The organism is Paenibacillus amylolyticus (assembly GCF_050990605.1).
Taxonomy (GTDB): Bacteria; Bacillota; Bacilli; order Paenibacillales; family Paenibacillaceae; genus Paenibacillus; species Paenibacillus amylolyticus_H.
In genome coordinates this window covers 5,220,196-5,233,207 of the sequence record NZ_CP158832.1, presented here as the reverse complement: position 1 = coordinate 5,233,207, position 13,012 = coordinate 5,220,196, and the positions used below count along the sequence as shown (strand labels likewise).

Below are 13,012 nucleotides of genomic sequence, written 5' to 3'. Positions count from 1 at the left end.
ATGATATAATTCTATATAAGTTGAACTAAACATAAGGGAATCGAAAAATCTGGGGATAACAGCGATTGGAAGGTTATTCTGTCATCACAGCATCGGAGGGAACATGTGACTTGAAAATTGTTAGCGTTTACAATAATTTCTTCAAAAATAATATGTTTATGAAAATGCTGTTGATCTTCTCGATGATATCGATTGTCACAATCATTACATTGTCTTATATCATCTTTCTGTCGGTGTCCGACTCCACGATTCGCCGGGAACTGGCGATCCAGAAAGCGGCGATGGAACATGTGGATCGTTATATTCATCAGCAGTATGAATCGGTACAAAACATGGTGAGGGACATGCATCAGAATGAGGCACTCTCCGCCAACATTACGTATCTGATGAATCACTCCTACGCTGAATATGTTCAGCACATGACGAATGGATACTATGCCAATCAGGACGACTATTCGGCCGACGTGTTGAAACATTTTCAGAACATTATGGATCGCAATTCGCAGATTAACCAACTCATGTTGTATAGCGCGGAGCAGCAGGATCTGTCCACCTTCAATCAACACAAGCAGTTCCGCAAGCTGGATACCAATATAGCCCATTCCTATATTCCTGACGTGATGGCGATGGAAACGCCCAATATCAGTGCCCCCAATTCCTGGATTCGCAAAGAGATCAATCAATGGGACCCAGCGCTCTATTCCATCCGCGTACCGATTAACAATACACAGACTCTTCGCAATCTGGGCCAATTTCTTGTCTTCTTTGACTCGGAGGGAATCGGAAATGCACTGGATAACTACGAGAGTAATCTGAAGGGAGAAATCGTGGTATTATCGGCGAAAGGTACAGTCTTGTTTGACTCCAACAATCAGTATTACGGGAAGAAGTATCCCCACGTGAATGTGGCCGATTCCCTGTTTGATCAGACGGATATGGATTCAATGAAAAAGGAGCAGAACATGTATGTGAACAAGTTTGTCTCCGCGGATCAGGGTTATGTGGTCATTGGTACCGTTCCGGTGGAAGAGATGGCTGAAACCTATGCGGGCATTCGCAATACGATCATCTCGATCAGTATCGTGTGTATTCTGTTTGCCGTGTTGGTTCCGGCGTTTTTCATTATTAACTTTGCGAAACGCACCCGCCGAATCATTCGCTTCACGCAGAAAGTGAAATATGGCAACTTGACGGCTCGCATCGACGATCCGCGTGATGATGAACTGGGGCAGATCTCACATAGCTTTAACGATATGCTGGACGAGCTGAATCTGTATATTGAAAGGGTCTACAAAGCCGAGATTAAACAGAAGGAGACCGAACTGGTCGCTTTACAGGCGCGGATCAATCCGCACTTTCTCTATAATACGCTTGAAGTGATTCGGATGAGGGCCATATCCCAGGGAGCGAGAGATGTTGGCGAGATGATCTATAGCCTATCTGTATTGTTCAAGAGTCTGGTACAGCAGAAGAAGAACTACACGCTGAAGGATGAAATGGAAGCTTGTCGTTTGTATCTGGAGTTATTCCGAATCCGCTATAAGGATATTTTTATATATACGATCCAGATCGACGCTGCTTATTATCAACACCCGGTGGTGAAACTTTCGCTTCAACCCATCATTGAGAACTATGTTGTGCATGGTATTCAGACAGAACGTTCGGATAACCGATTATCGATTGTTGTGGAAGAGACGGATGATGTGGTGCAAGTGGAAGTCAAAGATAATGGCAAAGGCATTGAACCGGCACGCCTGACGGAAATCCTTGAAGAACTGGAACGTCCTGAAGAGTCTGGTCAGATGTTCGGGCTGCGCAGTGTTCATAGTCGATTGCGCTTCCTATATGGGCCAGAGTTCGGTATCACCATAGAGAGCACCCTCGGTGAGGGAACAAGGATCAGGGTGCGTTATCCACATACAGAAGGGACGGGAGTTTAACATGTACAAGGTGTTTATTGTGGACGATGAACCGTTCATCATTGAAGGGTTATACGATATTGTAGATTGGTCTTCATTTGGTATGGAAATTGTGAGCCATGCAGGTAATGGGCAGGCAGCATTACCAGCGCTCTCCTCTCAGCCTGTGGACATCCTGATCACGGATATATCCATGCCACTCATGAATGGTCTTGACCTAATTCGGGAAGCAAGGCGATTGCAACCTGAGATGAAAGTCATTATCCTGAGTGGTTTCAATGAGTTCGAATATCTGAAGGAAGGCATGCAGCTGGGGATCGAAAACTATTTGCTCAAACCGATTAATGTGGAGGAATTGGAATCCACGCTGAGCAATACAGCGTCCAAGCTGGATCATACAGTGACACCTCAAGCCGATGATGCGTATGGCATTCAGATTCTGAAAGATAACATTCTTCATCGATGGCTTACGGGACAGATTGCAGCTACCGAATTTGAGGAACGTGCCCGGTTCATGAACCTTTCGCTGGACGCCTCGGATGTGGCTGTCGCTATATTGCGTGACAAAGACAAAGGGCAAACATTCGGCATGTTTGAACGTGTGGAGGAGATGCTGAAGGACAAGTCCCATTTGAATGTCTTTCATGACATCGATGGTGATCTCGTCATTGTTGCCAATGTCGAGGGTAACGAGGATGAGGAACAGAAGTTAATGGATGGTCTTCGGGCTTTATCCGATGCCATCTCAGTAACACATCCTGCGGTACGTATTGGGGCGGGCAGGTTGATGAAGGGGATATACCATGCGCCGGCCAGTTATGAGGAGGCAAAAAAGGCGCTCCAATACGTGATGATCTATCCCGATCTGAAAGTCATCGACCATGCCATCCTGGATCGTTGCGGCAACTCGGCAGCGTCCTTCTTCATTGACTGGAGGGATTACGCGAAACTGATTCTGTCCCGGAATACAGAACAACTTGCGGAGCGGATTCGTATGGATTTTGAACAGCATCGCAATGGGCTTACGCCTGGGGAGTTACAGAATACCGCATTGGAAGTGGTGATTCGCTTCAAAATGGAACTGGAGAGCATCAAACACTCGGATGAGTCTGCCATATACCAACAAGGGCTCCAACTTGTGCTGGACAGTGGCACTTTTGATGAACTCGTGCGGGCGCTTCAGCAAGTTGCAGCGCAGACGATCCAATCCCTATTGCAGGATCTGAAGAATCCAATTGTGAACCAAGTCCTTCAGCATATCGACAAACACTACGCAGAAGAACTTTCCCTGAAGCTGCTGGGTGCCCACTATCATCTGCATCCGGTGTATTTGGGACAGTTGTTTCATAAGGAGACTGGAGAGACGTTTGCCGAATACATCAATAAATACCGGATTGAACGTGCGAAAGAACAGCTGCGCAATACCAATCTGAAGGTACATGAGATCGCCCGAAATGTGGGGTACTGGGAGACAGGGTATTTCTATAAACAGTTCCGCAAGTATGTGGGAATTTCACCGACGGATTTCAAGGTGTTTGGTTAATTTGGTGACCGGTAGATTCAACTGTACGGACAGAGATCCAAGAGACATATCGGGAACAGGAATGGCAGCATGAAGATCATGCCATACGTTACCCGGCATGTCTCTTTCATGTAAGCGATTTATTTAAACAGGTACAAAATAGTGGTCCAAGGACGATTTCTCTTTAATTTGTACCTCGAAAACTTAAGTTTATCTTCTTTTTGTAAATGCTTTCATTCGATAAGGTTAAAGCAGTTAGTAAGTAGTGCCTAAGGGAACACGAAAAGGGAGGATCAAAGAAATGAGTAAACAAAGAAAACGCTTCTCACTCGTTCTTGCATTGTTAATGGCCGTTACACTTGTACTTAGTGCCTGTGGAGGAAGCAAAGATGCTTCAGAATCCGGGGGAGCAGGAGATGACGCAGTCGAGTTGATCTGGTATACCATCGGTACCCCTCAGAAAGACGTCAATAAAGTGATGGAAGAAGTCAGCAAGTATACCAAAGAGAAAATTAATGCCACGGTAACGATGAAGATGGTGGACTGGGGTGACTACCCGCAGAAGATGCAGGTTAACGTAGCATCCGGTGAGCCAATGGACATTCTGTTCACTTCTTCTGGTGGATTCGATTATGTACAAAATGCCAGAAAAGGCGCATTCCTCGAACTGGATGACCTGCTTGCCGAATACGGTCAGGATCTCACCAAGACCATTGATCCTGCATTCCTCAGTGGTTCGAAGGTAGACGGACACAATTACGGAATTCCAGCCAACAAGGAGCTGCCTCAACAAGAGGTATGGCGCTTTAACCAAATGCTGGTTGATAAATACAAGCTGGACATCTCTGGCGTTCGTACGTTAGACAGTCTGGAGCCTCTGCTCAAAACGATTAAGGAAAACGAGTCGAGTGTAACACCATTTGCCATGGATAAAAACTATGTTCCTTACGTGCCGTATGACTATGTCATTCAGAACCTGCCGATGGCAATCAAGCTGGATACAACGGACTACAAACTCGTGAACATATTGGAAACACCTGAAATGAAAGAAGCACTTACGACGATGCACAAATACTACAAAGCCGGTTATGTATCCGCAGAAGCAGCTACAACAGGTTCCACGAACGACCTGACAACATCGGGCAACTGGTTCCTGGATCGTGCACAGACACAGCCGCTCGCGGACAACCAATGGTCTGCAAGTTACGGTTATCAAGTGGTTTCAACACCTGCAAGTGACGCCATTATAACGAATACATCGGTACAAGGTTCCATTATGGCCATCTCGGCCAACTCGGAATATCCAGAGAAAGCGATGGAGTTCCTGAACCTGCTGAATACAGATCCGGTGCTGCGCAACATGGTGGACTCCGGTATCGAGGGCACACACTACAAAAAAGTGGATGACACGCATATGGAAAATCTGCCTGAATCGAAAAACTACGATATGCCTTCATACTCCCTTGGGAATAACATGCTGCTCTATCTGAACAGCAATGACCCGGATAACAAATGGGATGAGTTCAAGAAGTTTAACGCAGAAGGTATTGATTCCCCGATCCTGAGCTTTAACTTTGATGCAAGCAATGTATCTGCCGAACTGACGGCGGTACAGAACGTGAAAGAGCAGTATTGGGCAGCACTGATGACAGGTACACTGGACCCGGCAGCCAATCTGGATCAAGTGATTGAGAAATTCAATCAAGCCGGACTGGAGAAAGTAATGGCTGAAGCCCAAAGCCAGCTGGATGCCTGGAGAGCGGAAAACAAGTAACAGTACATCGTAAGGATCGGGCGGCTGCTTATCGCGTCCGGTCCTTTTTCATTCAAGCCTGAAGGAGGAACTCCACAATGACTACATTTTTGAAAAACCTGATTAGAAACCGGGTCATGCTGCTCATGGTGCTGCCAGGCGCCATCTGGTTCTTCTTCTTCTCCTACTTGCCTCTTGTGGGTACAGTGGCTGCCTTTAAGGAATATCGCTTCAGCCGTGAAGGGTTCTGGGCAAGTCTGATGAAGAGCGAATGGGTGGGCTGGGACAATTTCAAATTCCTGTTCAGCACAAGTGACGCATGGCTCATTACACGCAACACCCTCTTTTATAACATCGCCATTATCTTCCTTGGACTGGTATTCTCTGTAGCATTGGCAATCCTTCTTTCCGAACTCGTGAATAAAAGACTCGCCAAACTGTATCAAACGGGTATGTTTCTGCCGTATTTTCTATCCTGGGTCATCGTTGGTTACTTCGCTTTCAGCTTCCTGAGTATGGACCGCGGGATGTTGAATCAGATTATTGGCTGGTTCGGGGTGGAACCGATTCAGTGGTACTCCGAGGCGAAATATTGGCCGTATATTCTGGTGTTCGTAGCGTTATGGAAAACGATTGGTTATAGCAGCGTTGTCTATCTGGCTTCCATTCTGGGGATTGATAAATCGCTTTATGAAGCAGCCATGATTGATGGGGCAAGCAAATGGCAGCAGATTCGCAATATTACGATTCCGTTGCTGTCGCCGATTATTACGATTATGACTTTGCTGGCTGTAGGCCGCATTTTCTATGCCGACTTTGGATTATTTTATCAGGTGCCTAGGGATTCGGGTACGCTCTATTCCGTGACGAATGTTATTGATACGTACGTATATCGTGGATTGAAAACAAGTGGTGAGATTGGCATGAGTACAGCTGCGGGATTGTATCAATCCGTCGTAGGCTTTGTACTCGTTATGATCTCCAACTATGTTGTGCGCAAAGTAGATAAAGACAGCAGCCTATTCTAGGACAGGGAAAGGAGTGAACCACCATGGCTCAAGCAGGGATTGTTAAAAAACGCGACTTCCACCACGTATCCAGCGGTTGGAACGTAATCATGAACATCATCGCAGGTCTATTCGCTCTGATCTGTGTATTTCCTTTTATATTTGTAGTCATCATCTCGTTTACGGACGAGAAAGCACTGGCCCGTGATGGATATCGTCTGATTCCGACAGAATGGAGTCTGGCGGCATATCAGTTTGTCTGGCAGAGTGGGGACACGCTGTTGCGTGCGTACGGGGTTACCATTCTGGTAACGGTACTTGGTACCATTATCAGTCTGATTTTGATGTCGCTGTATGCGTATGCGATTTCCCGCAAGAGCTTCAGATATCGGAGATTTTTCTCCATCTTTGCGATTCTGACCATGTTGTTCAACGGCGGGATGATTCCGACCTATATGGTTGTATCCCAGCTGCTTGGGTTGAAAGATACGTTATGGGCACTGATTCTGCCGCTGGCGATGAATGCCTTCTATATTATGATCCTGCGTACATTCTACTCCACCAGTGTGCCGGATGCAGTCATTGAATCGGCGAAGATTGATGGCGCCGGAGAATTCTATACCTTTATGAAAATCGTGATTCCACTCTCCTTGCCGGGACTTGCAACCATCGGGTTGTTCAGTACACTCGGTTACTGGAATGATTGGTTCAATGCGCTGTTATACATCGATAATCCCAATCTGGTACCCCTGCAATCGATGCTGATGCGGATTGAGTCGAGTATCCAGTTTATCCAGCAGAACTCTGCGAACAGTTCGATGAGTCTGGCAGCCATGCAGTCCATTCCGCAGGATACGTCCCGAATGGCGATGGTTGTGCTTGCCACGTTGCCGATTATATTCGCTTATCCGTTCTTCCAACGTTACTTCGTACAGGGTCTGACGGTGGGCGCGGTCAAAGAATAACCGGATCTTGCTATAGGATTGGAGAGATGCAGATTGATGACTTACAAGGACCAGAGCAAATCCGTAGAGGAACGGGTACGACACCTGCTTAGCCTGATGACTACGGAAGAAAAGGTAGGCCAACTTACGCAGCCATTTGGCTGGCAGACCTATACGAATGATCAAGGGAACATCACGTTAAATGAATCGTTTAAGCAGCAAGTGGAAAATGGGGGCATTGGCTCCCTCTATGGGGCGCTTCGAGCCGATCCCTGGACTGGCGTTACGCTGGAAAATGGATTATCCGCCAGAGAAGGCGCTGAGGCGGTCAATCTCATTCAACGCTATGCAGTAGAGCATTCCAGGCTGGGCATTCCCATTCTGATCGGGGAAGAGTGCTCGCATGGTCATATGGCCATTGACGGAACGGTCTATCCCGTCCCCCTTTTACTGGGGAGTACATGGAATGTGGATTTATACCGGGAGATGTGCCAGGCAGTAGCCAGGGAGACACGTGCTCAAGGCGGTGCAGTCACCTATTCTCCGGTATTGGATGTTGTGCGTGATCCGCGCTGGGGACGTACGGAGGAATGTTTCGGAGAAGATCCGTATCTCATTGGGGAACTGGCAGTTGCTTCCGTGGAAGGGCTTCAGGGTGAAAGTCTGGAGCGTGGAGATACAGTAGCGGCAACGCTGAAACATTTTGTTGGTTATGGCAGCTCGGAAGGTGGACGCAATGCAGGGCCTGTACATATGGGCTGGCGTGAACTGTTGGAAGTGGATCTCTATCCATTCCGCAAAGCGGTGGAAGCTGGCGCGGCGTCGATCATGCCGGCATATAACGAAATTGATGGCACACCTTGCACCGTAAATACGGAATTGCTGGAAGAGGTATTGCGTAAGGATTGGGGCTTTGACGGTCTGGTCATTACGGATTGTGGTGCGATCAATATGCTGGCAAGTGGGCACGATGTTGCGGCCAATGGACTGGATGCATCGGTACAGGCGATTGAGGCAGGCATTGATATGGAAATGTCTGGTGAGATGTTCGGGCAATATCTGGTGCAGGCGGTGGCAGAAGGCAAACTTGATGTGCAGGTTTTGGATCAGGCTGTCTCTCGTGTGCTGGCGTTGAAGTTCAGACTGGGCTTATTCGAACAGCCTTACGTGGATGCCGATCGTGCAGCAGAAGTGATTGGTAGTAAAGCGCATGTTCAGCTGGCACGACAGTTGGCTGCGGAAGGCGTTGTACTTCTCAAAAATGAGGCTGACACGTTACCTCTATCGATAGCAAATGTGGGTCGGATTGCCGTCATTGGTCCCAATGCGGATCAGGCCTATAATCAACTGGGTGATTACACGTCGCCACAACCGAAATCCAAAGTAGCTACTGTACTGGACGGGATTCGCAGTAAGCTGGCTAGTCATGTGGATGGGCAAACGGAGAAGAGTTCTGTTGGTCCTAGGACTGGTGACAGCAGTACAGATCAGGTTCTATATGCACCAGGCTGCCGGATTAAAGGGGATTCAAAAGAAGGATTTGAACGTGCAATCGAAGTTGCCAGCCAGGCAGATACAGTCATTATGGTGGTTGGCGGCTCCAGTGCGCGTGACTTCGGAGAAGGAACGATCGATCTGAAAACGGGCGCTTCCAATGTATCGGATAACTCCTGGAATGATATGGAGTGCGGCGAAGGGATCGACCGTATGACGTTGGGTCTTGCCGGAGTACAGTTGGAACTCATTCAGGAGATTCACAAGCTCGGCAAGAAGCTTGTCGTTGTTTACATTAATGGTCGTCCCATCACTGAACCTTGGGTGGATGAACATGCCGATGCGATTCTGGAGGCGTGGTATCCGGGTCAAGAGGGCGGGCATGCCATTGCAGATATTCTATTCGGTGATGTGAATCCGTCAGGCAAATTGACGATCTCCATTCCGAAGCATGTCGGACAATTACCGATCTATTATAACGGCAAACGTTCCCGAGGCAAGCGTTACCTCGAAGAAGATCTGGAGCCACGTTATGCATTCGGATACGGACTGAGTTATACCACATATGAGTACAGTGAACCGCAGCTGAGTGATGCGTCCATGACAGCCGGTGATTCAGTTACGGTATCGGTGAATGTGAACAACAGCGGCCGTTATGCAGGTGCAGAAGTTGTACAGATGTACATCTCTGATGTGGTCAGCTCACTGACTCGTCCCGCCAAGGAACTGAAAGGATTTGCAAAAGTGAACCTGGAGCCTGGTGAGACACAGACCGTGGAGTTTTGCATCGGAGCCGAGCAGTTGCAGTATATTGGTCGTGATTTGAAGCCTGTCGTTGAACCGGGACAATTCCATATTCATATCGGCAGCAGCGTTAACGATACGCAAATGGCCGAACTGACTGTAAGGGAGGCGTAAGACTTTGGAACGTATCAGACGATTTATTCGCGAGTTGTCCGAACATCAGTGGCTGGAGCAATTGCAGCTGCGCAACTGGGACATTACTCGCGCTTATTATAACGTGCCAGGACAGTATGAGGATCAGGGTGAATACCCGGAAGGACAGAACTTTGAGCGTTTTCCGAGCAAACAGGGAACAACATATTTCTTTAGAACACGTCTGGAGATCCCTGTTACATGGCAGCAAGCGCCTTATGGGCTTGTATTTGAAACCGGAGGCGAAGGCTTGCTGCGCGTGAATGGGCACTCTTATCAGGGTCTGGACCGCAATCACACCTACGTCACGCTTGATCCGTCCAAAGTTGGAAACGCTCCGGAACTGGAGATCGAGATGTTTGATCCGGTCCCTGAACCCGTGGACCCCTTGAATCAACAGGCGGTTATTCAGCCGCCGATGACATCAATTACGAGCCTGCTGGTCAGGCCAAATGAAGCGGTTCGCAGTCTGATGTATACGGTCATCATTGTACGTGATTCGGCTGTGCTGCTGCCGGAAAGTGACTTCAGGCGAGTTCGCCTCTTAGAACTGGTGTATCGTGCGATGGATCAATTTGTAGGCATGTCAGCAGAAGAAATCAAGCAGGGAGAGGGTATTCGCCAGATTGAGCAAAATCTGAAGCATCATGTGCGTGAGATTGGCGGTAATGCGGAGGGCCTGGAGCATATGGTGGGGCAGTCCCACATTGATATTGCGTGGCTATGGCCTGTACGCGAGACGGTACGCAAAACGAGTCGTACGTTCTCCACCGTGGATGCACTTATGAATGAATATCCGGACTATGTTTATTCCCAGAGTCAGCCGTTGCTGTATGCATTTCTGAAGGAGCATGATCCCGAGCTGTATGCACGGGTGAAGCAGCGGATTGCAGAAGGACGTTGGGAACTGGTTGGCGGCATGTGGGTAGAGCCGGATCTGAACATTCCAAGCGGAGAGTCTCTGATTCGCCAGATGTTATATGGTCAGCGTTTCTATATGGAGGAGTTTGGCAAGACATCACAGATTGAATGGTTACCGGATACGTTCGGGTACTGTGCCTCACTGCCGCAGATTTTGAAGCATGGCAACGTGGGATATTTCATGACAACAAAGCTCGGATGGAATGACACAAATGTGTTTCCGTATGATCTGTTTCACTGGGTGGGCATTGACGGCACGCCAATTCTGTCTTACCTCAATCATGGTGTTAATGAGCACACGCTGCCGAAGGACATCCATGATCACTGGCAGTCCTACCGTGAGAAAGCAGCGCATCCGCAGCATATGCTTCTATACGGACACGGAGATGGTGGCGGTGGAGTAACACGCGAAATGCTGGAGTATGTGGATCGCGCTGACCTGATGGTGGGGCAACCCGCCAGTCGATATAGCACAGCTGGAGCTTTCTTTGCCGGAGTTGAAAAGGAACAACCTGAACTTCCGAAGTGGCATGGTGATCTGTACCTGGAGTTACATCGGGGAACCTACACGACACATGCACGCAACAAGCGTAACAATCGAAGAGCGGAAGTTCTATATCGTGAAGCTGAGTTGTGGAATACACTCGCTCTGCCTGATATGGGGGCGGATGCAGAAGCTGGCGTGCGTTCGAATCTGCATGACGGCTGGAAACTAATTTTGCTGAATCAATTCCATGATATTATTCCGGGCTCGGCAATTACGGAGTCTTACGTGACGTCGGATGCGGAATATGTACAGGTATTTGAATTAGGTAAGAACGGATTGAACCAGGGTGTTACAGCATTGACAACGGGTATCAACACAGAGGGCCCAGAAGGTTCAGTGGCCTACGTTGTGTTCAACAGCCTGGGGTGGAAACGCAGTGCAGTCGTTCAGCTGCCTTTGCATGATGGCTTGGATCGCTACGGTATCGATGAAGAAGGCCAGCGCCTGCGGATGGATCGGGAGGATGGCAGCATGTCTATTCTCGTCACGGACATTCCGGCGTTTGGATATAAAACAATTTGGCTGGTGCCGGAAAATACAAGGGAAACGAATGTACGGGAAAAGGCCAACCTTGCCTCGAAACCAACTTTCATTGATACATGGGATACCGCATATTATCATGCGCAGTTTAACGAACAGGGAGAGATTACTCGTCTGTGGGATAAGACCGCTGAGCGTGAGATGCTGAAGCCGGGTGAACGTGGCAATCAGCTTCACTTCTTCCACGATCGTCCAACGCTCTGGGATGCATGGGATATCGACAGTCGTTATGAGGAGCAGATTGCTGGCGAAGTGGAGCTGTTGGAGAAAAGGCTGGTGCTGGCGGGCACAACAAAGGATGTCCTGCGCTTCCGCTGGAAGCTACATCAATCGGAAATCACACAAGATATCGTCTTTTATCATGACTCACGGCGAATTGATTTTAAGACACAGGTGAACTGGAATGAAGATCACAAGCTGCTGAAAGTCGGTTTCCCGATTGATGTGGTGACCTCCAAGGCCACATTCGAGATTCCATTTGGCGCATTGGAACGACCAACGCATCGCAACACAAGCTGGGAACAAGCCCAGTATGAGGTCTGTGGACATCGGTTCGTGGATGTATCCGAATATGGATACGGCGTGAGCCTGCTCAATGATTGCAAATACGGGTATGACGTGCAGGGAAGTACCATCCGTTTATCCTTACTTCGTGCACCAAAGTGGCCGGATCGCACCGCTGATCTGGGAGAGCATGAATTCACGTATTCGCTGTACCCACACGACGGAGACTGGCGAACAGCACACACCGTACGTCAGGCAGCTGAGTTGAACACGGGAGTGGTCGTGCAACAAGCAGAGCAAACACAACAGTCGCAGCAAGCGCATCCGATGGAACAGATGCAACAGAGGGATCAATCACAACAAAGCACAGGGTCTGGAGTATATCCAACTGCAGATGCAACTGCAAATGCTGCACATTCTCTTCCAGCCACAGGCTCCTGGATTGATTTCAACAGCAATCACGTCATTCTGGATACCGTCAAAATGGCAGAGGATGGACACGGCACCTTGCTACGTTTCTATGAATCGTCAGGCAAACGCGAAAACATCACATTGCAATGGCCGCATGCCTTTGAGCAAGCGCACCATTCCAACGCACTGGAAGAACCGATCAAACCACTGGCCCACACCAACGGCCAGATTACACTATCTTTTAAACCCTACCAAATACAAACCGTGCTACTGCGGTAAACTTTTTTAAATATTTCTGAGCTATATAAGATGAACTTAAACATGTACACATAACGGAGAGTGCAGAACCAGATGGAGAAGCGAAGCGTTCGCCTTTATCCCCGGATTTTCACCTTTGGAAAAGGGAATCAAAAAATCTGGGGATAACAGCGATCGGAAAATGGTACTGCAATCGTAGTGTCCCAGTGTCCAGTTAATGGGTTTATCTTTTATAGCTACACCATTCAATTTGTTT

Annotated in this window: 7 protein-coding genes; all 7 read left to right on the top strand. The window is 48.3% G+C overall.

What is annotated here, in order from left to right:
* Nucleotides 1-110 precede the first annotated feature (110 nt).
* Nucleotides 111-1,940, top strand: coding sequence for a sensor histidine kinase (locus ABTV53_RS22990; protein WP_421891659.1), 1,830 nt, complete (start codon nt 111-113; stop codon nt 1,938-1,940).
* 1 nt (nt 1,941) lies between these two features.
* A complete protein-coding gene (locus ABTV53_RS22985; protein WP_433746893.1) occupies nt 1,942-3,462 on the top strand; it encodes a response regulator in 1,521 nt (506 codons plus the stop codon).
* Between the two features lie 280 nt (nt 3,463-3,742).
* Nucleotides 3,743-5,215: an ABC transporter substrate-binding protein gene (locus ABTV53_RS22980; protein ID WP_421891654.1), complete on the top strand. Its 1,473-nt coding sequence runs from the start codon at nt 3,743-3,745 to the stop codon at nt 5,213-5,215.
* A gap of 77 nt (nt 5,216-5,292) precedes the next feature.
* Nucleotides 5,293-6,222 (top strand): ABC transporter permease, encoded by a 930-nt coding sequence (locus ABTV53_RS22975; RefSeq protein ID WP_421891651.1) that lies wholly within the window; start codon nt 5,293-5,295, stop codon nt 6,220-6,222.
* Between the two features lie 23 nt (nt 6,223-6,245).
* Entirely contained in the window at nt 6,246-7,166 is a 921-nt protein-coding gene (locus ABTV53_RS22970) for a carbohydrate ABC transporter permease (RefSeq protein ID WP_433746888.1), read from the top strand.
* Nucleotides 7,167-7,202: 36 nt separating this feature from the next.
* Nucleotides 7,203-9,557, top strand: coding sequence for a glycoside hydrolase family 3 N-terminal domain-containing protein (locus ABTV53_RS22965; protein WP_433754327.1), 2,355 nt, complete (start codon nt 7,203-7,205; stop codon nt 9,555-9,557).
* Between the two features lie 4 nt (nt 9,558-9,561).
* Entirely contained in the window at nt 9,562-12,777 is a 3,216-nt protein-coding gene (locus tag ABTV53_RS22960; protein WP_433746885.1) for an alpha-mannosidase, read from the top strand.
* The last annotated feature ends 235 nt before the right edge of the window (nt 12,778-13,012 follow it).

Coding starts and splice junctions, on each gene's coding strand:
- ABTV53_RS22975 (WP_421891651.1), top strand. CDS start 5,293: ATGACTACATTTTTGAAAAACCTGATTAGAAACCGGGTCATGCTGCTC.
- ABTV53_RS22970 (WP_433746888.1), top strand. CDS start 6,246: ATGGCTCAAGCAGGGATTGTTAAAAAACGCGACTTCCACCACGTATCC.
- ABTV53_RS22965 (WP_433754327.1), top strand. CDS start 7,203: ATGACTTACAAGGACCAGAGCAAATCCGTAGAGGAACGGGTACGACAC.
- ABTV53_RS22985 (WP_433746893.1), top strand. CDS start 1,942: ATGTACAAGGTGTTTATTGTGGACGATGAACCGTTCATCATTGAAGGG.
- ABTV53_RS22980 (WP_421891654.1), top strand. CDS start 3,743: ATGAGTAAACAAAGAAAACGCTTCTCACTCGTTCTTGCATTGTTAATG.